Consider the following 25,523-nt stretch of genomic DNA (forward strand, 5'->3'; position numbering starts at 1 on the left):
ATAAGAGGATCAATTTTCTTTATTGGTCTTGGGTTGTTGTATCTACTATTTACACTATTTGTTGAATATTTTCTTTGGCTTAAGCCAATAGGTAGAAGCATATTATTTTGGACTTTTATACTTGTAGAGTTCTATTTACTTTTTCGTTTTATTCTTTTTCCAATGTTTAAGTTATTCAAACTTCAAAAGGGAATTGATTACAATCAGGCGTCAGTAATCATTGGTAATCATTTCACAGAGGTAAATGATAAATTGACTAATTTTTTGCAATTATCTAATGAGAATAATGACGATGTAAAATCTGAACTTCTCATAGCATCGATTGATCAAAAAGCTAGTTTATTGCAACCTGTACCATTTAGCAGTGCTATAAATTTTAAAGCGAATAAGAAATACTTTCCACTAGCTCTTATTCCTATACTATTAATTGCGATATTCTATCTATCAGGTAATAGTAGTGTGATTTCTCAAAGTTTAAATAGAGTAGTTCATTTCAACTCTGTTTTTCTTCCACCAGCTCCTTTTAAATTCGTGCTGATGAATTCAAGTCTTCAAACGGAGCAAGGCAAAGACTTTCTTATTCGAATAAAGTCAGAAGGAAGTATTGTTCCAGAGAACGCAGTTATTTTTATCGATGATGAAAGTTATTATATGGAAACTGTAAAGCCGGGAGAATTTGAATTTAAAATTGCGAGACCTTTAAATAATGTTTTGTTCCACGTGGAGGGAAATAAAGTTTCTTCTAAAGATTATGAGCTTAAAGTTGTTGAAGTTCCATCTATTGCAAATTTTGAAATGATCCTTAACTTTCCAAGTTATCTGAATAAGAAAGCAGAGATTATTAAAGGAACTGGAAACGCTGTAATTCCAGAAGGTACGCGCGTAACTTGGAATATGACAACTTCGGCAACTCAAAATGCGGATTGGATTACTGACAATGTAAAACGTCCTTTTACAAACACTAGTAAGGGATTTACGATTGCTAAAAATGTATTCCAAAATACAGATTATCAAATAATTACTTCTAATAGTAACGTAAAAAACTACGAAAAACTTAATTATCAGCTTTCAATTGTAAAAGATCAATATCCAACGATTACTGCAAACAATGCTCCCGACAGTTTAAAGGTTGCTAAGAATTATGTGTTAGGTCAAGTTGCTGATGACTATGGTCTTTCAAAATTGCAAGTTGTTTATTATCAAAGTGGTAAACCACAATCAGTAAAGCGTGGAACAATTGCAATAAAGGATAGTTCTTTTGATCAGTTTGTATTTTCTTTTCCAAGTAATCTGCCAGTCGAGCAGGGTGTTTCATATGACTATTATTTTGAAGTTTTTGATAATGATGTGATACATAATTATAAAAGTAGTAAGTCAACTATTTTTTCCAATCGAATTTCTACTGATGTTGAAAAAGAAGATGAATTGCTGCAACAGCAAAACGACAACATCAATAGTATGGAAAAGTCATTGAAGAATCAAGACAAGCAAATTTCAGAAATGGAGAAGTTGCAAAAAACCGGTAAGGAGAAATTAATTTTAGATTTTAAAGATCAACAAAAAGTAAATGATTTCATTAAACGTCAGTTGAAGCAAGATGGAATGATGAAAGAATTTGCAAAAAAAATGAATGAGAATTTAGACAAATTTAAAACTACTCCTAAGGATGAAATGAAGGAGGAGCTTAAAAACAGAATGGATAAATCTGAACAAGATTTAGAAAAAAATGAAAAACTTCTAGATGAATTAAAAGAACTGAATGATAAAATTCAAAGCGAAGAACTAATGTCTAAGTTGGAGAAATTTAAACAAAACAGTAAAAACCAAAGTAAGAATTTAGAGCAGCTAGTAGAATTAACTAAGAAGTTTTATGTCGAGAAAAAGGCGGAACAAGTTGGTAAAAAGTTAGATGAACTTTCTAAAAAGCAGGAGGAATTATCAAACAGTGAACAAAATAATAAGGTCGATAAGCAAGACGAGATTAATGCCGCATTTAACAAGATTCAAGAAGAGTTAAAGGATTTAAAGAAAGACAACAAAGATTTAAAAGCACCACTTGATTTACCGAATGATAATGATAAACAAAAAAGTGTAGAAGAAGATTTAAAGAAAGCTAGTGAGGAATTAAAAAATGATCGAAAAGATAAAGCGAAGCCTAGCCAGAAAAGTGCCGCTAAGAAGATGAAGGAAATAGCTCAAAAAATGGCTGAAAGTATGGATGCAGGAGAGATGGAACAGTTGCAAGAAGATGTTGCAATGCTGCGTCAAGTTCTCGACAATCTATTAGCTTTTTCGTTATCGCAAGAGGATTTAATGAAACAGTTTAAAAAGTTTAGATCAGGTTCGCCAGCATTTAATAAAAACATTAAAATCCAGCAAGATTTAAAGCTGCAGTTTAAACACGTTGATGATAGTTTATTTACGATGTCATTACGAAACCCGAAGATTGCGGAAGATATAACTAAGGAAATAGGTAATGTTATTTACAATGTTGTTAAATCTTTATCTAGCTTGACAGATGCGCAAGTACCTAAAGGCATATCACATCAACAGTACACGATTTCTGCTGCTAATAAGTTGGCAGATTTCTTAAGTGACATCTTAAATAATATGCAGATGCAAATGTCTAGTAAAAGTTCAGGTAGTCCTAAACCTGGACAGGGGCAAGGTATGCAATTGCCAGATATCATTAAGAAACAGCAAGGATTAGAAGAGAAAATGAAGGATGGAATGAAAAAAGGTCAGAAACCGCGTGAAGGTGAGAAGGGAGAAAAAGGCAAACAAGGTCAGCAAGGTGAGAATGGAAAAGGCGGCTCTGACGGAGAAGGAGATGCTGAGGCAATCATGGAAATCTATAAGCAGCAAAAGGAATTGCGGGAGGCATTGCAAAAAGAGCTAAACAAACAAGGAATTGGTGGAAATGGGCAAAGTGCTTTGGAGCAAATGAAACAAATAGAAAAGGAGCTTTTGAACAAAGGATTTAAAAACGAAACGCTTCAGAGAATGCTAAATGTCAAGCAGGATTTATTAAAATTAAATACAGCATTACAGCAGCAAGGGGAGGAAAATAAAAGACAATCTGAAAGTAATAGAAAGGAGTTTAACAATCAATCTAATACATTGCCACCTGCATTGTTAGATTATTTAAACAGTATAGAAATATTAAACAGACAATCGTTACCTTTGCGCTCGAATTTTAATCAAAAGGTTCAAGAATATTTCAATAAAAAATGATCAATTTTAATTACGAAACAGATTTTATTTTAGAAAACGAAGTAAGTATTGCTTCATGGTTATCTGCTGTTATTGCATCAGAGAATAAAAAGGAGGGAGAGATAAGTTACATATTTTGTGATGATGAATATCTACATAAGATAAATGTTGAGTATCTTAATCATGACACACTTACAGATGTAATTAGTTTTGATTACACAATGGGAAATGAGATAAGCGGTGATTGCTTTATTTCTGTCGAAAGAGTTAAGGACAATGCCATTGACTTTAACGTAACTTTTGAGGAAGAAATTAAGCGTGTTTTAGCACATGGCATTTTACATTACTGCGGTTATAAAGATAAAGGAGAAGACGAAGAAGCGCTGATGCGAAAGAAGGAAGATGAAAAAATCGCTCTGTTCCACGTGGAACAATAGTCCTAAAATCGGAAATAGCACAAGTGATGTTTCACGTGGAACATCATTCAATTTTCACACTACATATTTTTGTTTCACGTGGAACAAATGATTTAGATTTCAAAATTACAACCCGTACAATTCACAAGGGTTAAACTATACAAGAAGATGTTTTTAGAGGAATATGATGTTATAGTCGTTGGCGCCGGTCACGCTGGCTCAGAGGCTGCGGCGGCAGCCGCAAATTTAGGTTCAAAAACTTTATTGGTTACAATGAGTTTGCAAAATATTGCTCAAATGTCTTGTAATCCAGCAATGGGTGGAATCGCAAAAGGGCAAATTGTTAGAGAGATTGATGCGCTTGGTGGTTACTCAGGAATTGTTTCAGATAGAACTGCAATTCAGTTTAAGATGTTGAATAAATCCAAAGGTCCAGCAATGTGGTCTCCGAGAGTTCAAAGTGATAGAATGCGTTTTGCTGAGGAATGGAGAATGATGCTAGAAGGAACTCCAAATCTAGATTTCTATCAAGAAATGGTAAAAGGACTTATCATTGATAATGGTAAAATAAAAGGTATTCGCACTTCATTAGGATTGGAAATTCGATCAAAATCGGTTGTGTTAACTAATGGAACTTTTCTGAATGGGTTAATTCATATTGGTGAAAAACAATTCGGTGGAGGTAGAGCAGGTGAAAGTGCTGCCTACGGAATTACCGAGGATTTAGTGACTGTGGGTTTTGAATCTGGTAGAATGAAAACAGGAACACCTCCACGAGTGGATGGTCGTTCTTTGGATTATTCTAAAATGAATGAAGAAAAAGGCGATGCGAGACCAGATAAGTTTTCGTATTCAGATGTAACATCACCATTGATTCACCAAAGGTCGTGTCATATGACCTATACTTCTCAAGCCGTTCATGATGTCTTGAGAGAAGGATTTGATCGTTCGCCTATGTTTAATGGTCGAATCAAAAGTCTTGGGCCAAGATATTGTCCTTCCATTGAAGATAAAATTAATCGGTTTGCAGATAAGGAAAGACATCAATTATTTGTAGAACCTGAAGGTTGGAAAACCTGTGAGGTATACGTAAATGGATTTTCAACTTCGCTTCCAGAGGATATTCAATTTAAAGCATTGCGAACGGTTGTTGGTTTCGAAAACGTAAAATTCTTTCGTCCAGGATATGCAATTGAGTACGATTACTTTCCACCTACGCAGTTAAAACATACATTAGAAACAAAGCTAGTTGAAGGATTATATTTTGCAGGGCAGATAAATGGAACTACAGGATATGAAGAAGCAGCTTCCCAAGGGCTAATGGCTGGAATCAATGCACACTTAAAAGTGAATGAAAAAGCGCCACTAATTCTAAAAAGAGATGAAGCGTATATTGGGGTTTTGATCGATGATTTAATTACTAAAGGAACTGAAGAGCCGTATAGAATGTTTACTTCTCGCGCTGAGTATAGAACCTTACTTCGTCAAGACAACGCTGATTTTAGATTGACTCCTATGTCTTACGAAATTGGTTTAGCATCTGAAAAGCGTTTACGACGTATGGAGCACAAATTGAATGAATCGGAAAAAATGGTTTCATTTTTCAAAAACACTAGTGTGTCTGTTGCCGAAGCAAATCCGATATTAGAAGCTAAAGAAACAGCACTAATTACTCAAGGAGATAAAATGTTTAAAGTTTTTTCCCGTCCACAGATCGATATAGACGATATGTTGAAATTTGATAAAGTTAGAAATTACATCGCTGAAAATGACTTAGACCAGGAGATAATTGAGCAAGCAGAAATTCAGGTGAAGTATTCTGGTTATATTGAGAAGGAAAGAAATAATGCTGATAAGTTGTTGAGACTTGAAGATGTAAAAATTCCAGAAAACTTTGACTACGATAAAATAAAATCGATGTCAATAGAGGCAAAGCAAAAGTTGAGCAAGATTCGTCCAGTGACAATATCTCAGGCTTCAAGAATAAGTGGAGTGTCGCCAAGTGACGTTTCAGTGTTGTTGATTTATATGGGAAGATAGTAAGAGTTCAGTGTTCAGTTTGTAGTGTGCAGTTTTATTGTATCTAATTACAATGAATTTGAATCTGCATAATGAAAATAGAATTTGCGGCAATATTTACTGAAAACTTTCTACTGAGCACTGCTGACTGATTTTTGTTCCACGTGAAACTACTGCGTTAACCCTAGGTATTGCTACAAGATTCGAAAATAAAAGAAAAATAATCCCGAACGCAACTAAATTTTGTTAAGGATTTAGTTTAAAATAAATTTATAAAAAGTAATATTAATTAATGGACACTTCAAATAAGAAACATTTTTTAACGGTTAAAGATTACTCTGTATCTCAAGAGACATTTGAATTGTATCACGATGAAGAGATGGACATGTTAATCACTTATCCGCAGCCAAGTCTAGAGAACTTGGGAAAGTATTATGAGAGCGTTGATTATATTTCGCACACGGATAGTAAAAGAACTTTATTTGAAAAATGTTATCATTTTATTAAGACTATCGCTTTAAAAAATAAATTAAATTTGGTTAATTCATTGCAACCTTCTAAAGGAAGTATTTTGGATATCGGTGCCGGAACGGGAGATTTTTTATCAGTTGTTAAAGAAAATGGATGGAGTATAGTAGGATTAGAGCCAAGTGAAAAAGCTAAAGAAATTGCGAAAGTTAAAGGAGTATCATTTGTAGAGGAAACAAGTGAATTGGAAAACAATTCTTTTGACGTAATTACAATGTGGCATGTTTTGGAACATGTTCCTAATTTAGACTGTCAAATTAAAGAATTGAAACGTTTACTGAAACCTAATGGAAGTCTTATAATTGCTGTTCCAAATTTCAAATCTTTCGATGCAAAACAATATGGAAAATTCTGGGCTGCTTACGATGTACCAATTCACTTTTGGCATTTCTCTAAAACGGCTATAAAAAAATTATTCGTTAAAGAGGATATGGAATTAGTAAAAGTACTTCCTATGAAATTTGATTCTTTTTATGTGAGCCTACTTTCAGAAAAATACAAAACTGGAAGAATGAATTTTATAAAAGCATTTTTTATTGGATTACAGTCAAATTGGAAGGCAAAACAGAATTTTGAGTATTCATCACACATTTACGTTCTTAAAAACAAATAAAACGTATTTTAAAAGCATTTAAGAAGTAATTATAGCGCTAAACAAGTTATTGGTTGGAATTTTTAAAATAATTCTTTATTCTAAGGATATTAAAGCCATTTATAATAGCAAAAAGTGATAATATCAATTAAACTGATAATAAAATCTTATATGATAAATAAATAGCATTTTTTAAAGTTTTAACCAATACTGTCTATTTTTTTATATTTTTGTCACAAGTACAAAAAACCAAAACGCAAGAAAATTAAATTTAAGATTACCAAAAATTCAATATTAAAGACATGACTAAAAAAGCATTATTATTTATCGCATTAGCAATTTCAATGGTTGCTTGTAACAAACCTGCAGAAGCAGCTAAAGAAGTAAAAACTGCTTACGTAGATACTTCTGAATTAATGAAACAATATACAGAGGCAAAAGACCTTGAAGCAAAATATAAGTCTAAGGCTGAAGAAAAAGGAAGACAACTTGATGCTGAGATAAAAAGATTCAAGCAAGAAGCAGCAAGCTTTCAATCGCAAGCACAAGCAAACGGTCAAGAATGGGCTCAAAAGAAAGGTGCTGAATTGCAAAAAAGAGAGCAACAATTAGGATATGCTCAGCAAGCATTATCTCAAGAATTGCAACAAGAAAGCGGTAAAGAAATGGATTCTTTAGTGAGCGGTGTGAAAAAATTCATCAAATCATACGGTAAAGAAAAAGGATATGCATACATCTACGGTACTGGTGACGCTGCTTCAATTCTATATGCTGAAGATAAATTTGACATAACAAAAGAAGTAATTAAGTCTTTGAACGACAAATACAAGTTAGCTGAGAAAAAAGAAGAAGTAAAAAAATAAGTTTTTATATTAATTCGTAAAAAGACCTTCATCTAATTTTAGATTGAAGGTTTTTTTTTGAAGCTATTTCCCGCTATGCATTACAATCTTTCGTTTAAAAATTGTTTTTTCTAACCCATAAAAGGAGCTTCCTTCAGTCGCTCTTTTCTGGCTAGAAAAATTCAATTTTAAAAGCTCAAGGATTTCTCCCGAAATTTCGGGACTATCGGGGCTAAGTCGATTTCAGTTACAACAGAATTATTTTGGTAAAAAGAAAGTTTTAAATCTAATTTTCAATACTTTAGCTACATATCTACACGCCTAATGCAAACAATTTCAGAAGCCGCTGCTTACACTTTACGTTTTATCAATCAAACACATCGTTCTGTTTTTCTTACTGGAAAAGCAGGTACGGGAAAAACGACTTTATTAAGGGAGATTATCCAAACTACACATAAAAACACTGTAGTTGTTGCACCCACAGGAATCGCTGCTTTAAACGCAGGTGGAGTGACTATTCACTCTATGTTCCAACTCCCATTCGGTGGATTTATTCCTGATAATTCTGCTCCACAATTTTCTGATAGTACTAAATTTGAGACTAAAGCTACTTTGCGCCGTCATTTTAAGATGAGTGGATTGAAGAAATCAGTGATTCGGAATATGGAATTACTAATTATTGATGAAGTTAGTATGTTGCGCTCTGATTTACTAGACGCCATGGATTACATGATGCAATCGGTACGCAAGAAACCTATGCCTTTTGGTGGCGTTCAAGTTTTATTTATTGGTGATTTACTGCAATTGCCACCAGTTATTCGCGATGAAGAATGGCGAACATTGAAAACCTATTATCGTGGAAAGTTCTTTTTTCATTCACATGTTGTACAACAAAACCCTCCACTTTATATAGAATTATCTAAAATATTCCGACAAACGGATGATACTTTTATTTCGGTGTTGAACAATCTAAGGAACAACCAGATCTCGCAACAAGATATTCAAACGTTAAATAAATATGTAAAACCCGACTTTGATTTAAAAGCTAATAAAGGTTATATTACGCTTACCACGCATAATAACAAAGCGGATACGATGAATGCGCAGGCTTTGCAAGATTTACAAGGAAATTTAGTTTTTTATACTCCAGATATCGTTGGTGATTTTCCGGAGAAAATTTTCCCAGTAGAAGAAAAATTACAATTGAAAGTAGGAGCGCAGGTGATGTTTGTTAAAAATGATTTATCCGCAGATAAAAACTACTTCAATGGTAAAATGGGACTTATAAAGTCTCTAGCAAGTCAGGAAATCTTAGTTCATTTTCCAGAAGAGAATAAAACTATCGAAGTTGACAAATATGAATGGAAAAACATTCGATACAAAGTAGATCAAACTACTAAGGAAATTGAAGAAGAAGTTTTAGGAACATTTGTTCATTATCCTATTAAATTAGCTTGGGCTATTACGGTGCATAAAAGTCAAGGATTAACTTTTGACAAAGCAGCGCTTGATGTTTCTCAAGTTTTTCTTCCCGGACAAGCATATGTTGCTCTTTCTCGTTTGCGCTCGTTAGAAGGGCTTATTTTGCTTTCTCCGCTTCGAATGAACGGCATTTCAAATGATCAAGATGTAATGGACTATTCGCTTAATAAAGCTACTGATGACTTTTTAGCGAATGCGCTGCATTTTGAAACTAAGAATTTTATTCATAACTATTTGATTAGTAGTTTTAATTGGACTGATTTAGCCCAAGAATGGCGCAATCATAAATTTAGTTACAATGAAAATAGTGAAAGCTCTGTAAAATCTAAACAGGCGCTTTGGGCTGCAAAGCAAATGGATATTATGGCACAACTTCTGGATCCATCTAAAAAATTTATTGCACAATTAAACAAACTGTTTAGTCAAGAAACTGTCGACTTACATCATGTGTCAGAACGTATTGATGCAGCTTTTAGTTACTTTTTTAAACCAATGGACGAATTAGTATTTGAAATACTTTGGAAAATTGAAGAAGTGCAAAGAAGCAAGAAAGCTAAATCATATTACGATGAATTGGTTGTTTTAGAAGATTGGCAAACTAAAGCTGTTTTACAATTAATGAAAGCCAAGTTATTAATCGAAACTGTCGTAGCTGGAGAAACTATTTCGAAAGAGAAGCTGACATCCGACGAGATTAAGAAATACATCAGCCGAAAAACCTCTTCTATTCAAGAGCAATTCAAGAAAGTGAATATAACTTTGATTGATGATGATAAAGATATAGAGCGCTACACTTCTAAAAAAACAAAAGCAAAAGCTCCTAAAAAATCTACCGTTCAAGAAACTTATGAATTGTGGGTGGATAAAAAATCTATTGATGATATCGCAACCATTAGAGTACTGACTAAGCAAACTATTTATTCCCATTTTGTGCAATTAATACAGACAAAAGCAGTCTCTATATCTGAAGTTTTACCTGAGGATAAAATTCAGACTTTGGTGCAAGCATTTCAAGGTTATAGAGAAGAATCGCTGAATGCACTAATGGAGAAAAATAGTGATAAATTCACGTGGAACGAAGCGAGAATGTATAAAGCGAGTTTGAATTAGGATTTAAAATTTTAAAAGAACTAACATGTTTTAAAGGCAATAACAAAGTGCAAATCGTAATTCATTTTAATATTCTCTAATGATAAAATGAATAATTGAATCTTCCTCTAAGTTTTATTCTAAAAAAACACCCCAAAAAGCTAAATGCTATTTGGGGTGTTTTTAAATTGTAATTTATATACTATAACGATTCGATCAATATCCAAGCTTCAGGATTGTGCTTGATGTTAATTTCTTTTTTTGCTTTTTCTGCTTCCGAAAATGTTGGATAACTACCATATAAAACAGGATAAAAACCATTTTTATTAGGTGCAATGCGTTTTGCATCGTAACCTAAACGGGTCAAAATTCTCAATGTTCTATTGGCATTTTTTTCTTCTCTATATACTCCAGCCATAATGTGATACGGCATTTTACCTTCTTTATCAGATTTTATAGAAAGAGTAACAGCAGGAACTGGACTTTCAATAAAGAAAGTTGCTTCCTGAATTTTATTTTGAACTTGTTTTTGTACTGCAGTTTTTACTAAAATTGTCTCAGATGCTATTTGGTTTTGGTACATTGGGTAACCAACACTTCCAGCAACTCCAAGTGCTAGTACAAAAATAGCTGCATATTTTAAGTATGGATTTGAAGTTCTTGTTTCTTCAGGAACCATATTTATTGTAGTAGCATCTTCAATTGCTTCAATTTCTTTTTCGAAGATTTCTCTTCTCACTAGCGGTGAAACAAATGGAGCTAAACCAAAAGAACTCGTCAAATAGTTCGCTTGATCATACGGTGTGAAAATCATGTTTTTATCAGCATTCAAACTAATATCTCCAATGTTTTTTATCGCAAGCACACTATTTTCTTCTAATGTTTTTTTCCAATTAAAAACTTCATGCTGAATAGCGCTTAAAACATAATCATAAGACGTATTTTCTGCTAAGGCAATATGATTGGCAAGTAGACCATCGTTACTTTTCAAATTAGTATTGAAAGCAATTCTCTTTTTTGGAGGAGAAAAAGAATTCGAACTTTCATTTAATTGAGCTGATTGAATCTCAGTCAAAAATGCTCCAAAACCAGGAACAGTTACACATTGATAACGGTATAATAGCTGCGCGATGTATAGTTCGATTTTCATACTGACAAAGTTAGCCAACCAAAATAGTTATCAAAATTTTATTCACAATTTTTATTAACAATTCACGTAAAATTTTATACATTTCACACTCAAATAATTAGCATGAACGAGCAGGATCTATTTTATTTATTAGCGTTGCAGAGAATTGATGGAGTCGGTGACATTATGGCTAAGAAACTCTTGACACATTTAGGAACTGCCGAAGCTATTTTTAAAGCTAAATCTTCTCAACTAGCTGGAATTGATGGAGTAGGTTCAGTACTTCTTAAAAATTTAAAAGATCAATCCGTTTTCGATAAAGCGAATTTAGAGTTGGAATATATAAAAACCAATAATATCAATGTAGCGCATTTTCAAAATGAAAATTATCCTGAACGCTTAAAACATTGTATTGATGGACCACTTTTATTATTTACATCAGGAAATATAAACCTAAAAAATAGAAGAATAATCAGTATTGTAGGAACGCGCCAAATTACTTCTTATGGAACTGAATTTTGCCGTAAACTAATTGAAGATTTGGCTCCATTAGATCCCATAATTGTTAGCGGATTTGCTTACGGTGTTGATATTGTAGCCCATCAACTCGCCATGGAAAATAATCTACAAACGATAGGAGTAGTGGCGCATGGATTAAACCAAATCTATCCTAAAACGCATAAAAAGTACGTTGCAAAGGTGGAGCAAAATGGTGGTTTTATGACTGAGTTTTGGAGTTCTTCAAATCCGGATAAGGAGAATTTCGTAAAAAGAAACCGTATTGTTGCCGGAATGAGCGAAGCAACTATCGTGATAGAGTCAGCCGATAGAGGTGGTTCCTTGATTACCGCAAATATCGCAAATGATTATAATCGTGATGTGTTTGCTGTTCCTGGTCGAGTAACCGACAAATACAGTCAAGGTTGCAACAATTTGATTAAAACCCAAAAAGCAAATGTACTCACCAGCGCTGCAGATTTGGTTTATATTTTAAATTGGGATATTGAACAGAAAACAAAGCCAGTTCAAAAACAATTGTTTGTAACATTAGAAGATGATGAACAAAAAGTATATGATTACTTGTTGAAAACAGGGAAAGAACTAATGGATATTATTGCTTTGCGCTGCGATTTTCCAATTTATAAAATCTCAGGGATGTTGTTGAATATGGAATTGAAAGGAGTAATTAGACCATTACCAGGAAAATTGTTTGAGGCGATATAAAAAAATCCCTTTCCAGTTTTTAAACTAAAGAGGGATTCTCATAAGTTGCTATAAGTTAATTACAAAAATGTCGCTTAACTTATACTGCAAGTTTTATTTGCATAATAGTTTCTTAAAATAACTGCAATATGATTGTTTGTAGTGTTTTTTAATTTTTCCAAGATTGCTTTTGGATTTTCTCTAATTAATTATGTTAAATTCTGAATAAGTTTCTATCTTTTTCCACTTATTGTTTTTGTTTTCCATCAATATGGCACTATATGTTGTATGACCAAAATAAATTCCGACATTAAAAATTCGAAAAAATAAAAATGCATATTTTTTGTTTGTAGTAACTATAGGTTTAGAAATTTCCAACGCATTATCTCCAAAATATCTCTCCAGAACAGAACTTCTATTTGCTTGGATTATTTTCGAGTCAATTAACTCGAATTTTGGTCTATGAAAATCTCTTTTCATCCACAATTGATTAATCGAATTATTTTTATATTTTTCAATTAAATTTTTTAATTCTATAGTATCAACAGGCCACTCGAATGGAGGGTTTGACTCTGGACGGATTCTTATCATATCTCCTAAACGAATATTTCTATCTTCATAGGCTTTTTCATAAAATTCTGAAGGCAAGATGCGGCTAATTGGTTGTTTTATGACAACCCTAAAAGAGAAGTTATTTATAAATTGTTCATTCATGAAATCGTTTAGAACCTGTTTCTCTATTTTTGAAGACGAGCAGGATAGTAATAAAATGCTAAAGATCAAATAGATTATATTTTTCATAATACGTAAAGTTTTATTTACACGGAGTTCCTTGTGGATTGGCAGTTCCTCTAGAAGTATTACTGTCTTCGGCAATACGATTATTTTCTATTCTTATTCTGTCTGCACTAACTATCAGTGGCAAATTAGAATTTTGTTCTAACCAAATTTTAGCATTACTTATATTTTGAGGTAAAGATATACTTAAATCTTCTTCCTCGACTTGACAGTTACTTGCTGTAAATAGTATTAAAACAAATAGAACACTTTTACCAAAATAGTTTAATAGTTTGTGATTTCTTTCATTATTTAAGGTTTAATTTAATACCATTTAAGTAAATAGTTTGTGATAAAAATAAGTTATAAATATGATTTGTCAAATACCAACTTTTACTGATATTTACAAAAAAATCCCTTTCCAGTTTTTAAACTAAAAAGGGATTTTCCACAAAATCGTAGTTGAAACAATTATTTTTTTAAATAATTACTAGACATAATATTTTCAACTAAACCAATTAGGCAGGCCTTCATGAGTTTGAATCCATTTTCCATTTTTCTTTTTATATATTATGATTTTTGAACTACCACTCAAACCATCAAATATAAATCCGTCGTAAATAGTAAAAATAAGATATTCTTTATTTTGATAATATATCGGTTCCGAGAAATAGTAATAATAAAAATTTGGATTACTAATGTATTTTTTACCAAATTCCGTAGAACCTATATTCAATTCTTCAAAAACTAAATTTTTATCATTGAAATTACCCGCTGTCCAACAACATTCATTACTTCTGCCTTTAACATCTACTATATCTGCAGTAGTATTCTTACTGTATTTTATTCTTGATTTTTCCCATTCTTCTTCTTTATAGAATGTTTTGTCATCTTCAACAATTCTAGCTAAGGAGTCCACAGCATAAATATCATTAACTCGCAGTATTCGTAAAGTCATGTCTGTATTTATTTTCTGACTCATTAACATAATTTTACGAGGAGAATTTTTAATTTTTTTGTCTAAAAAATCATTAATCACTACCAGTTTATCACTTATGGAATCATTTACAATGATGATTGGTTTATCATCTGTTATTCTACTTTTATCATTCATCGATATACAACTAACCATAAAAAAGAATAAATAACCGAAAAAAATTAACTGTATTTTCATTTCTTGTTATTTGTTATATTGTTAAATTTAATGTTATTTCTTAAAAATGCTTAGCAAATGTATACAATCTATATCGCCCAGTAAATAACTGCTTTTAATGATATTTACAAAAAAATCCCTTTCCAGTTTTTATACTAAAAAGGGATTCTCATAAGTTGCTATAACTTAATTTTCGTAACCTAGCTTTTCTCTTACTTTGGCTAAAACACCATTAGCAATTGTTGCTGATTTTTGAGCACCTATTTTCAATAAAGCATCAACTTCAGGAAGGTTATTAGTAATTGTATTTTATTTTTTAACCTCAGAATACTATCATTGGTATAAGATTAAAAACGGTTAATAGTTTTTTAATAATTTTCACATTTTATTCGATTTCAAATCCTGAGACTACTTGAATATATTCTGTTTTTTTATTGTTTGAATTGACTAGTATGATAACATAATTGCTTAGATATTCAATAAGACCATAAACATTTAGATTCATATTATTATGTTTACTATAAAATTGAGATGACTTTACAAATTTGTCAAACGATATTGTTTTTTTTATTTTCATGTTTTTTATTTCTTTATTTTTTTTAAAATAAAAGACTTCATCTCCTTGGTAATGATATCGGTTTAGGTAAATTTTTTTTGCTTCATGCTTAGATTCATATAGCGTTTCGTTTTCAAGTTTAAAAAACAGAGTGTCTTTATTATTATTGAAAATTCGGTTTTCTTTTTCAATTATTGGAAAGTACGACTTGTATTCAAGTATTCTTGGCTGTATGAATTCTTCACCATTTACGAATAAAATTATGAATTTATTCGTCAACGAATCCTGCAATTTCCACTTATTAATTATTTCATTATACTTGCCATCGTAATAAAACTTTCTGTTTTCAATATACTCCTTGATCGAATGAATTTTTTTGGGTTTTAAACCTTTTGTTAAAACACCATTACCAATAAAGTAAATATAACCGTTTGTTTGAGTAAGTTCTTTCTGTTTTTTAATCTTTTCCATATATTCGTTATATTTAAGATTAGGCATATTAGCTTTTACAGTTGGCGAAATCGTATAATTTGAATCTATTGCGAAAAACAAAGTGTCTTTATTTTGACTGTAGGAATAAATTGAAATTATAAAAACGATTGTAGTTATTAATTGCTTCATATTAATTAGAATTATTGTTCAAGACATGGGACATGCCCGATAATTTTGTTGCCCTTTCTGCCAATGTATTTATTGCTGTTTTTTGTTCATTTGTTAAATCTATCCAAGCTTTTACATCAGAATTTTTAAGACCTCCCCAGGCAAACGCGTTGTAAAAATCTTCACTTGGCTCTTCATCATAATATTTGGTATAATTGTTATAATCATTAACTAACACATTTTGATGGAAATTTTTCAAAGCAGTAGCCATGCTATTTATATATAAATTTGCCATAGCACTATGTTGGTTATGATAACTTTCAAATGTCTGTTTAAAATCGGGTTGGTCTTCAGGCGGATTATTTATAGTGTAAAGTTTTCGAGTAATATCTGCATGTATGTATTCGTGGAGTATTATCCTCGCGTTTTCTAATGCTGAATAATTTTCGGTTCTACTGATACTAATTTGTATGTTGATTACATTGCTTATACTAGGGTCATAAAATGTTCTCCCGTTAACCTCCACGTCTTTAGAAAAAACTTTTTCTTGTGAAACAATTTTAATATCAAATTCTGATTTTCCTTCAAAATTTGCTAATAATTTTTTAACGAAAGAATCACCTTTTTTATTAAGTAAATCATTTAAACATTTTGCTTTTCCGCTAAGTTCAGAATCATCAATTTTATCTTCTATAGCTATATCATTCGGCTTTGTGACACCACTATTCCCACCACCACCGACATTAGGTTCCCATGACCAATCACTACTACATATTTTAAATGCGTGTAACAACGTTTTTGTAGTTTCCCTTGTGTTTGGGTCATAAGAATATTCATAATATCCATACCATTCACATACGGGTTCTGGGGCTACATCATATCTATAGTTTGCTGACGTAGTATTTTTTTTTAATAGCTTGGGTACTACTTTATTTTGTTGGTCAAATGTTATGGAAGGTAATGATAATATTTGTAACTTTTCTTTTTTGAAAGCATCATTAGAAACATATACTTTTAAGTTTACTTTATAATTCTTGTTTTCATCCTGATTAAAAACGAGAAAAGAATAGGGAAATTTATTTTCAGATTCTACATTGTTATCTTTTGATAATACTATATTTGAGTTTAACAGTGGGACGTAAATATTTTGTTCTAATTCAAAAGCTCCGCTCCAATCTATATCACCTTTGTAAAAACGGTTAGTTTTAAGTGGCAAATTAGTATGTTGTTCTAACCAAATTTTAGCGTTACTTATATTTTGAGGCAAAGATATAAGTAAATCTTCTTCCTCGACTTGACAATTACTTGTTGTAAATAATATTAAAACAAATAATGCAGTTTTACCAAAATAGTTTAATAGTTTGTGGTTTGTGGTTTGTGGTTTGTGGTTTGTGGTTTGTGGTTTGTTTCATGATTTAATTGTTAAAGTTAATGTTTTTAAAAACATTTTTTATCAAAAATATACTATCTAATTCGCATAACAAATACCCACTTTTAATGATATTTACAAAAAAATCCCTTTCCAGTTTTTATACTAAAAAGGGATTCTCATAAATTGCTATAAATTAATTTTCGTAACCTAATTTCTCTCTAACTTTGGCTAAAACACCATTAGCAATAGTCGCTGATTTTTGAGCACCTATTTTCAATAAAGCATCAACCTCAGGACGGTTGTTGATATAGTAATTGTATTTTTCTCTTTCGGTTCTAAATTTTTCGCAAATTAACTCAAACAAAGCTTGTTTGGCGTGACCATAACCATAATTTCCACCAAGATAGTTTGCTGTCATTGTTGCTAATTGTTCTTCGGTCGCTAACAATTTATATATTCCAAAAGCATTACAAGTTTCTGGATTTTTAGGATCTTCAAGTGGCGTACTATCCGTTTCTATGCTCATTACTTGTTTGCGTAACGATTTGTCATCTAGAAATATATTGATAATATTGTTAGCTGATTTACTCATTTTTCCACCATTAGTCCCTGGAATTAGCAAACCATCTTGTTGTACAATGGCTTCAGGAATTACAAATGTTTCGCCCATTTGATGATTGAAACGAGATGCTACATCACGAGTAATTTCAAGGTGTTGCAATTGGTCTTTTCCTACTGGAACAAATTCTGCATCGTAAAGCAAAATATCCGCAGCCATCAACATTGGATAAGAAAACAAACCTGCATTTACATCATCTAAACGATCAGCTTTATCTTTAAAGGAATGTGCTAATCTCAAGCGTTGAAAAGGGAAAAAACAACTTAAATACCACGATAATTCTGCTGTTTGTGGCACATCAGATTGTCTGTAAAAAACTACTTTATTAACATCAAGACCACAAGCAAGCCAAGCTGCTGCGGTGCTATACGTGTTGTCACGTAAAGTTTCACCGTTTTTTATTTGAGTAATCGAATGTAAATCAGCGATGAAAAGAAACGATTCATTTTCCGGTTTATTTGATAATGCTATTGCTGGAATGATTGCGCCAAGTAAGTTTCCTAAATGTGGAGTTCCTGTACTCTGAACGCCTGTAAGTATTTTTGCCATTGTAAATTTTTCTAATTCGCAAAGTTCGTGAAGTTTTTTAATTTTTACCGCAAATTCGCTAATTTTAAAAATCTGTGCTTTTATATATTCTGATTTCTTACTTTTGGCGTTATGAGAGGAATCAAGATTATTTTTTGGACACTTTGGCGCATTTGGTTTTATATTTTGATGACCATTCCCATACTTATTATGTTTCCTTTTCTCGTACTTTCTATTTTAACTGAAAGTGGTTATCCTTACTTTTTTAAAATGGCTCGAATATGGGCAAAATTCATTCTATTTGGAATGGGTTTTCGCTATACAATAGATAAAGAGCAAGACATGGAATATCTTAAAAGTTACATGATTGTTGCTAATCATACTTCTATGGCTGATATTATGTTGATGCTCGCTGTGACGAGAAATCCTTTCGTTTTTGTAGGTAAAAAAGAATTATCTAAAATTCCACTATTTGGCTTTTTCTACAAGCGCACTTGTATTTTAGTGGACAGAAGTTCTTCTAAAAGTAGAATGCAAGTTTTTGAACGCGCACAAAAAAGAATTAATCAAGGCTTTAGCATTTGTATTTTTCCAGAAGGTGGTGTTCCTGATGATGAGTCTATACTGTTAGATACTTTTAAAGATGGTGCATTTCGTCTGGCAGTAGAGCATAAAATTCCTATTGCTCCAATAACTTTTGGAGATAATAAAAAAAGATTCTCCTACACATTTTTAAGCGGAAGTCCGGGCTTAATGCGTGTTAAAATGCACAAGCATATAGAAACTGCGGGTTTTGTTGCCGATCGAAAAATAATCAGAGAAGAAGTTCGTGAGGTAATATTTAAGCAATTATTACAATTTGAATCTGTTAGAAATGATAACTAATTCCGGAATATAAACCAATAAGTAATGGTTTAGTATTACCAGAATTGTTAGAAAAAGTATTGAGTTGGTATTTGACAACCGGTTCAAAGTTCAATTGAAATGACTTTACAAACTTATATTTGAATCCAAGTCCAATGTTACTGCTGAAATTGACCTTATTTAGATTATTAGCCTCGCCTAATTTTAGATTTGTTTCTGGTGAGATCAATGATATTTTATTCTCATCTAAAAATAAAGTACTAATACCGCCTATTACACTTATTCCTAGTTTTTTATCTAAAATGGTATAGGAAATTTCAAGAGGAACTTCATAATATCCCATTTTTTGATTGATTGTTCCTGTGTTTGTTTTTTGTAAATCTTTTTCAAATGTCATTAAAGAATTAGCACTTGCAACGCTGTTAACTTCGATCATCGCATTGGTAGTGTAAAATACATTAGCTAAATAAGTGTTTTTTAGACCTGGAGAGTAAGTGACATTATTAGTATTAAATCCAAGTGTAAACTTATTAATTCCGGATCGTATAGCGACTCTTTTACTAACTGCGTAATTTACACCAATTCCAAAACCAATAATATTCTCTGTACTTTTAGCATTCTCATTAAATTGTGGATCTACGTTTGCAACTTTTGCATTGGGATACATAGCTGAAATATTAGGTGTTATTTCCCATTTACTTTTTACTTCAGTAACTACGTTTATATCTTTTTTCTCTTTGAGCTTTAAAATAGCCTCTAATTCGTTCGGAAGCTCTTCTTTATTGTTCTTTTGTTCATTAAGTTCTGTTTTGGCTGTAGCCAAATTTCCTTTTTTATTTCTAAGAACATTCTCAGAATTTTGATCTAAAATCTTTTCAGAATTTTCGCTAATCAGCGTATTTGTTTTACCTCCTAATTTTGTAGTAATATAAAGTGTTCCTAACGATGGATTATTTTTACCGATATAAACCGTAGCACTCGCTTGATTCTTCTTTTTACCATAGATGATTTTTTCCTGTAAAGTTGTTGCAGTTTCGTTTTCATCTTTCTCTAAGTTTTTAGTTTGGTTTACGACAATGTCAGAATTGTTTTGAATAGGAGTGGATTTAATTTTGTCTTTTAAAGACTCAGAAGCGCTGCCACTAGTATCAATAGAAGACTTTATAGCTGCAGGATCTAAAACGATTTTATTTTCAGGAATGATAGTAGTGCTGAAAAAAGTGTTCAAAACAAAAAAGCCAACAATGAGTGCGGCAGCGATTCCCGCTAGTTTAAACCAAAACGGAATTATTTTGCGTTCTTTTGTCTGATCATTTAAGCGCGCTTGAATCGTTGACCAAGTCTGCTCATTAGGTTCTGTTTCAAAATCCTTAAATCTTTCTTGAAACAATCGGTCTATATTTTTATTGTTTTTCATTTTGCCGATGATTCGAATTTAACTTCTGTTAATTTTTCAATTTTTTCTTTCAAAATCAATCGTGCTCGATAAAGATTAGATTTTGTTGTACCAGTGGAGATGTTTAGCATTTCACTTATTTCCTTGTGTGAATAACCATCAAGTACGTATAAGCTAAAAACAATTCGGTATTGATCTGGAAGCTCGTGGATTATTTGGAGTAAATAATCAAGGGATATTTTGTCGTCATCTAACTCTAGTTCTACCTCAGCGATAGAATCATCGAGAACATCTAGAAAACGAATTTCTTTAAATCTTTGTAAGGCCGTATTTATGAGTATTCTTTTAGCCCAACCTTCAAAAGAACCTTTTCCACTATATTGTGAAATTTTTGAAAAAATAATTATAAAACCATCTTGTAGTATGTCTTGGGCATCATCATAATTACGGGAATATTTAAGACACACCCCAAAAAACTTTTTAGCAAACAACTGGTACAATTGTTCTTGAGCTTTGGGGTGATTCTTTTTACAATCTGCAATTATTTTTTCTAATGCCACTGAATGCTACTATAATTATTGAATAACAGGAATTTCTACCTCTTCAAAAAGATCTTTATCGTCTGCACCTTTTCCTTTGTATATTTTGAAAATGTAGGAACCTGTTGCAGTCGCTGTAAAATTAAAAGAAGCTTCAGAAATTGGGGGAACTTCAGAAGTGCAACTTTGATTGTCTTTTACGGCTGCTTGTATAGCGATTGTTCTTTTATTTAATTCTTTGGCATAATAAATACCTTGGTAGATGTGACAAGCAGAAGGTTTTTGATAGGTTAACTTAATAGTATACGCCTGACCTAATTTAAAAGCAGCAGGAAGCTCGTAAGTTTCTATTGGAAGTACGCTGTAAGTGTACGTATCTCTATCTCCATTGTCAAGGCTACAACCTACTAGAGTTGTGATTAATACTAAAAGTAGTGCGATTTTTTTCATTTTTATTAATTTAAGATTTTATAAATAAGGGAGTTTATTCGAAAAATATTGGTCCCAGTTTTTTATAGATGTACTTTCATATAAAAGGTTGCGCCAAATAAATACTTTTTTATAGAAAAAATTCGAACGTGATATAATTTGCAAAGGTCTTAAAAAAAAGGAGGCTGTTAATTACATAACAACCTCCTTTAAGAGAATTATGAAGCAACTCTTACAATTATTGTTTGTGTTACAAATTCAGTTTCTGATTTTTTGAATTTCATAATGTGAGTTCCTTCCTTTGTAGCTTTGAATTTATAAGTAGCTTTTTTTGTTGCTGGAGTCTTCTCGCATGCAGTTCCTTCCAGTCTAGTTTCTACTGCGATAGTTGTCGTGTTTTCAGCTGTTTTTTCAACATAATTATTAAAAACATCGCAATTACTTTCTACAGCATAAGTTACCTCTAATGTGATTTCTTCATTCACTTTTGCTACTGTAGGTCCAGTTACTTCAGTTACCAAAGTTTGTTTTGTAACAATCGCTGTTTCATCGTCGTTTGAGCATGAAGCTAAACCAGCCGTTACAAATAATACTAATGCTACTGCTTTTAATCTTAAATTTTTCATTTTTTAAATTTATAGGTTAATAATCATAATGAAGATGACTACAAGATTGAAAGGTTGCTTCATTAGTATGCTTTTTCCTTAATTTTTTAGAAAAATAAGACAAAAAAAATGCTCGGAAATTTTCCGAGCATTTTGTAATATGAACATTCAAAGGCTATTACGCTTCTGCTAATTCTTTAATTCTATCTTTAATTTTTACTTCTAATTCATCAGCTAATTCAGGATTATCTTTAATTAAAGACTTTACCGCGTCGCGACCTTGTCCTAATTTAGTTTCTCCATAGCTGAACCAAGAACCTGCTTTTTTAATGATTTCAAATTCAACAGCAAGATCTAAGATCTCTCCAGTTTTTGAAACTCCTTCACCGTACATGATATCAAATTCAGCGATTTTAAATGGCGGAGCCACTTTATTTTTCACCACTTTCACTTTTGTTCTGTTTCCTAATACGTTGTCTCCATCTTTAATTTGAGTAGAACGACGGATATCTAAACGAACTGAAGCGTAAAACTTTAAGGCGTTTCCTCCAGTTGTAGTTTCTGGATTTCCAAACATTACACCAATTTTCTCTCTCAACTGGTTGATAAAGAAAACCGTACAATTAGTTTTGCTAATCGTTCCCGTTAATTTTCTTAACGCCTGTGACATTAAACGAGCGTGAAGACCCATTTTAGAATCTCCCATTTCTCCTTCAATTTCACTTTTTGGAGTCAAAGCAGCAACCGAGTCAATTACTACGATGTCTATAGCGCCTGAACGAATCAAGTTTTCAGCAATTTCTAAAGCTTGCTCACCGTTGTCTGGTTGAGAAATAATTAGGTTTTCAATATCTACTCCTAATTTTTCGGCATAATTTCTATCAAAAGCGTGTTCAGCATCAATAAAAGCCGCTATTCCACCTGCTTTTTGAGCCTCAGCAATTGCGTGCAAAGTCAAAGTCGTTTTTCCAGAAGATTCTGGACCGTATATTTCAATAATTCTTCCTCTTGGATATCCACCAACTCCTAATGCCAAATCGATTCCTAAAGATCCTGAAGAGATAGTTTCTACTTCTTCAATCGCTTTATCCCCCATTTTCATTACAGTACCTTTTCCGTACGTCTTATCTAATTTATCAAGCGTTAGTTGTAAAGCTTTTAATTTTGATTCTTTTTCTGTACTCATCTTCTCTTTTACCTTTTCTTTCATCTCTTTGTATAATTTTATAACTGTAAGAAACTGACAGGATGAATATTTGTCCTGAAAATTCTAATTGTGTATTAACGTATATTTTCGTAAAAATACTTCTTTTTTTAATCAAAAAATATCTTTAAATTTTTTTTAAATTAAATATAACATCTTACTTTGGGAACGCTATAGAAACAAAGCTTTTAATTCAGTAGCATCGTGCGGATTCATTTTTCCAGCAAGTACTAAACTAAGTTGTTTGCGTCTCAAGGCTGCTTCAAAACGTTGTATTTCAAGTTCTGTTTGCGGGATTAATTGTGGCACTTCAACTGGTCTTCCGGTATCATCTACAGCAACAAAGGTGTAAATTGCTTCATTAGCCTTAGTACGATTTCCGGATTGTCTGTCTTCTACCCAAACATCAATGTAAATTTCCATCGAACTCTTGAAAGATCGGGAAACTTTGGCCTCCACATTTACCACACTTCCCAAAGGGATTGCTCTATTAAAAGCAACATGATTCACTGATGCTGTAACTGTAATTCTTCTAGAATGTCTTCCTGCAGCAATACTAGCGGCACGATCCATACGGGCTAATAACTCGCCGCCAAAAAGATTGTTTAATGGATTTGTTTCACTTGGTAAAACTAAATCAGTCAATATAGTCAATGAATCTGAAGGATGTTTTGGTGTCATTATAGTTGTCAATGTAATTATTTTATTTTCTAATTTTATTTTTAGTTTAACCAATAAACGGCTAAAATTGCTGGTATGAAGTAGATAACAATTGTTCTAGCGCCGTCATAATCTTTAGCTATTCGCTGTCCAAAAAGCAACATTAATAAAGTTATACAAGAGAAAACTGCTCCGTAAAAGCCAAAAATTCTTCCGTTATTAACAAATAGTTCGATACATCCCACTACACATAAAATCCCAGAAATTAATTCTAAAACTAAAATGTTGGCTAAAGCCAAAGGAACTTGATTTTTTAACGGTGTTTTTGAAAAATGACCTTTTAACCAATCTACGTTATCTTTCCAGTTAAAGAGTTTGTCGTAACCGGATTGTAAAAAGGTAATAGCCAAAAAAATTAAAATCAATATGGAAGTAATGTTGTTCATTTTTTTATTTTTTGTGAATTAATCTAGTGAGTTTGATTGATAAATCGGTTAAAATAATCTTGGCATTTCCGTTGCGTTCTATGTGATACATCGCATCAGAAAGTTCTTTAAAAATATCGTTTATATTATTTCCATTTACAAATGGTGCAAAATTTTCTAACTTAAACTTTTCTACTTGTGGTTCAATATAAACCAAACTAGGCGTTTGATAATTTAGTAGCAGCGCTTGGCGAAACATATCGATGCAAAAATGAAGGAATTTTTTCTGAGTTTCCCTCCCTAAACTAGCGATTTGTTCGCTCCACTGGATTAAGTCTTGAATTGCTGCGGCGTTTCCTTTAGCTCTAAAAGCAGCACGAACCCAATCCACAAACCATTTCTCAAAAAATGTTGATTCGCTATCTGGTTGTAATAATTGCAACGCTTTGTTATAATTTCCTTGTGCTTGGTGAGCAGTTTTTAAGGCAGTTTTAGCATCTATTCCTTCATTAGAAACTAAGGCATCAGCAATCACCTTCTCAGGAAGTCCATTGAAATGCAAAACCTGACAACGGGAACGAATGGTTTGAATTATATCTTCTTCACTTTCTGAAATAAGTATAAAAACAGTTTTATCTGTTGGTTCCTCTAGCAGTTTCAGTAGTTTATTGGACGCTTCGATATTCAATTTATCGGCCATCCAAATAATCATTACCTTATATCCACCCTCAAAGGATTTTAAAGCTAATAATTTTAAGGTCTCCTGTGCGTCCTCTACTCTAATGAGACCTTGCTTGTTTTTTACATCAAGAATTTGATACCAATCAAACAAGCTCCCATAAATATTTAATTCTAAAAACCGTCTCCATTCTGCAATGAAATCAGTGCTTTTGGGTTTAGTTTTTACGCCCTCAGTACTTACTGTAGGATAAACAAAGTGCAAATCTGGATGTGAAGTTTTTTCAAATTTTAGATTACAGGCAGCATTCGAACCAGAGTTTTCAGAATTTTGATTTCCACAAATAAGGTATTGTGCATAGGCAATCGCCATAGGTAAAGTACCACTCCCTTCAGGTCCAATGAACAATTGTGCGTGTGGAATTCTTCCCAAATCTGCACTTTTTGTCAAATGACTTTTTATGTGTTCTTGCCCTAAAATTTCTGAAAATTGCATAAAGCAAAGATATAAGAAAATGGCTTAGTCTAAAATTTTTAGTGCCAAAGTTTAGGTATGCTTAATATTCAGAGAATGGATTTTCGAGTAGTATATTTGATGAGGTTTT

At 32.2% G+C, this 25,523-nt stretch carries 22 protein-coding genes; 8 read left to right on the forward strand and 14 right to left on the reverse strand.

Annotation, left to right across the window (positions count from 1 at the left end):
• Window positions 1-162 precede the first annotated feature (162 nt).
• From RCH19_RS12595 to RCH19_RS12620, 6 genes are all read left to right on the forward strand, one after another.
• Window positions 163-3,234, forward strand: coding sequence for a hypothetical protein (locus RCH19_RS12595; RefSeq protein WP_343023513.1), 3,072 nt, complete (start codon window positions 163-165; stop codon window positions 3,232-3,234).
• The gene (gene ybeY, locus RCH19_RS12600; protein WP_343023514.1) at window positions 3,231-3,650 is read left to right on the forward strand and encodes an rRNA maturation RNase YbeY; all 420 of its coding nucleotides are present in this window, start codon (window positions 3,231-3,233) and stop codon (window positions 3,648-3,650) included. The genes RCH19_RS12595 and ybeY overlap by 4 nt, the downstream gene beginning before the upstream one ends.
• Before the next feature lie 147 nt (window positions 3,651-3,797).
• Entirely contained in the window at window positions 3,798-5,669 is a 1,872-nt protein-coding gene (mnmG, locus tag RCH19_RS12605) for a tRNA uridine-5-carboxymethylaminomethyl(34) synthesis enzyme MnmG (protein ID WP_343023515.1), read from the forward strand.
• A 271-nt stretch (window positions 5,670-5,940) separates the two neighbouring features.
• Window positions 5,941-6,789: a class I SAM-dependent methyltransferase gene (locus tag RCH19_RS12610; protein ID WP_343023516.1), complete on the forward strand. Its 849-nt coding sequence runs from the start codon at window positions 5,941-5,943 to the stop codon at window positions 6,787-6,789.
• Window positions 6,790-7,070: 281 nt separating this feature from the next.
• Window positions 7,071-7,631: an OmpH family outer membrane protein gene (locus RCH19_RS12615; protein WP_343023517.1), complete on the forward strand. Its 561-nt coding sequence runs from the start codon at window positions 7,071-7,073 to the stop codon at window positions 7,629-7,631.
• A 303-nt stretch (window positions 7,632-7,934) separates the two neighbouring features.
• On the forward strand, window positions 7,935-10,202 hold the full coding sequence (locus tag RCH19_RS12620; protein WP_343023518.1) for a helix-turn-helix domain-containing protein: 2,268 nt from the start codon (window positions 7,935-7,937) through the stop codon (window positions 10,200-10,202).
• A 181-nt stretch (window positions 10,203-10,383) separates the two neighbouring features.
• Here the strand turns inward: RCH19_RS12620 and RCH19_RS12625 are convergent, their stop codons facing one another.
• Entirely contained in the window at window positions 10,384-11,331 is a 948-nt protein-coding gene (locus tag RCH19_RS12625; RefSeq protein WP_343023519.1) for an SPOR domain-containing protein, read from the reverse strand.
• 102 nt (window positions 11,332-11,433) lie between these two features.
• On the opposite strand from RCH19_RS12625, the gene dprA reads away from it, so the two are divergent.
• Complete coding sequence (gene dprA, locus RCH19_RS12630) at window positions 11,434-12,534, forward strand: DNA-processing protein DprA (RefSeq protein ID WP_343023520.1); 1,101 nt, start codon at window positions 11,434-11,436, stop codon at window positions 12,532-12,534.
• Window positions 12,535-12,714: 180 nt separating this feature from the next.
• On the opposite strand, the gene RCH19_RS12635 is transcribed toward dprA, so the two are convergent.
• From RCH19_RS12635 to trpS, 5 genes are all read right to left on the reverse strand, one after another.
• Window positions 12,715-13,314, reverse strand: coding sequence for a hypothetical protein (locus tag RCH19_RS12635; protein WP_343023521.1), 600 nt, complete (start codon window positions 13,312-13,314; stop codon window positions 12,715-12,717).
• A 481-nt stretch (window positions 13,315-13,795) separates the two neighbouring features.
• On the reverse strand, window positions 13,796-14,464 hold the full coding sequence (locus RCH19_RS12640; protein ID WP_343023522.1) for a hypothetical protein: 669 nt from the start codon (window positions 14,462-14,464) through the stop codon (window positions 13,796-13,798).
• Window positions 14,465-14,828: 364 nt separating this feature from the next.
• The gene (locus RCH19_RS12645) at window positions 14,829-15,620 is read right to left on the reverse strand and encodes a hypothetical protein (protein ID WP_343023523.1); all 792 of its coding nucleotides are present in this window, start codon (window positions 15,618-15,620) and stop codon (window positions 14,829-14,831) included.
• A gap of 1 nt (window position 15,621) precedes the next feature.
• The gene (locus tag RCH19_RS12650; RefSeq protein ID WP_343023524.1) at window positions 15,622-16,866 is read right to left on the reverse strand and encodes a hypothetical protein; all 1,245 of its coding nucleotides are present in this window, start codon (window positions 16,864-16,866) and stop codon (window positions 15,622-15,624) included.
• A gap of 298 nt (window positions 16,867-17,164) precedes the next feature.
• Window positions 17,165-18,139, reverse strand: a complete 975-nt coding sequence (gene trpS, locus RCH19_RS12655; RefSeq protein ID WP_343023525.1) for a tryptophan--tRNA ligase — start codon at window positions 18,137-18,139, stop codon at window positions 17,165-17,167.
• Between the two features lie 111 nt (window positions 18,140-18,250).
• Between trpS and RCH19_RS12660 the strand changes: the two genes are divergently transcribed.
• On the forward strand, window positions 18,251-19,003 hold the full coding sequence (locus tag RCH19_RS12660) for a lysophospholipid acyltransferase family protein (protein ID WP_343023526.1): 753 nt from the start codon (window positions 18,251-18,253) through the stop codon (window positions 19,001-19,003).
• On the opposite strand, the gene RCH19_RS12665 is transcribed toward RCH19_RS12660, so the two are convergent.
• The 8 genes from RCH19_RS12665 to RCH19_RS12700 form a co-directional block, all read right to left on the reverse strand.
• Window positions 18,987-20,399, reverse strand: coding sequence for a hypothetical protein (locus RCH19_RS12665; protein ID WP_343023527.1), 1,413 nt, complete (start codon window positions 20,397-20,399; stop codon window positions 18,987-18,989). The two genes, RCH19_RS12660 and RCH19_RS12665, sit on opposite strands and share 17 nt — an antisense overlap.
• Window positions 20,396-20,938, reverse strand: a complete 543-nt coding sequence (locus tag RCH19_RS12670; protein WP_343023528.1) for an RNA polymerase sigma factor — start codon at window positions 20,936-20,938, stop codon at window positions 20,396-20,398. Before RCH19_RS12670 ends, RCH19_RS12665 begins: the two co-directional genes overlap by 4 nt.
• Window positions 20,939-20,953: 15 nt before the next feature.
• Window positions 20,954-21,367: a hypothetical protein gene (locus tag RCH19_RS12675; RefSeq protein WP_343023529.1), complete on the reverse strand. Its 414-nt coding sequence runs from the start codon at window positions 21,365-21,367 to the stop codon at window positions 20,954-20,956.
• Between the two features lie 197 nt (window positions 21,368-21,564).
• The gene (locus RCH19_RS12680; RefSeq protein WP_343023530.1) at window positions 21,565-21,972 is read right to left on the reverse strand and encodes a hypothetical protein; all 408 of its coding nucleotides are present in this window, start codon (window positions 21,970-21,972) and stop codon (window positions 21,565-21,567) included.
• 157 nt (window positions 21,973-22,129) lie between these two features.
• Complete coding sequence (gene recA / locus RCH19_RS12685; RefSeq protein WP_121925094.1) at window positions 22,130-23,137, reverse strand: recombinase RecA; 1,008 nt, start codon at window positions 23,135-23,137, stop codon at window positions 22,130-22,132.
• 189 nt (window positions 23,138-23,326) lie between these two features.
• Window positions 23,327-23,836: an acyl-CoA thioesterase gene (locus RCH19_RS12690; protein WP_121925093.1), complete on the reverse strand. Its 510-nt coding sequence runs from the start codon at window positions 23,834-23,836 to the stop codon at window positions 23,327-23,329.
• A gap of 41 nt (window positions 23,837-23,877) precedes the next feature.
• Entirely contained in the window at window positions 23,878-24,261 is a 384-nt protein-coding gene (locus RCH19_RS12695; RefSeq protein WP_121924700.1) for a DoxX family membrane protein, read from the reverse strand.
• Window positions 24,262-24,265: 4 nt separating this feature from the next.
• Window positions 24,266-25,414 (reverse strand): DNA polymerase III subunit delta', encoded by a 1,149-nt coding sequence (locus tag RCH19_RS12700; RefSeq protein WP_343023531.1) that lies wholly within the window; start codon window positions 25,412-25,414, stop codon window positions 24,266-24,268.
• Window positions 25,415-25,523 lie beyond the last annotated feature (109 nt).

Source organism: Flavobacterium sp. PL12 (genome assembly GCF_039123485.1).
GTDB lineage: Bacteria > Bacteroidota > Bacteroidia > Flavobacteriales > Flavobacteriaceae > Flavobacterium > Flavobacterium weaverense.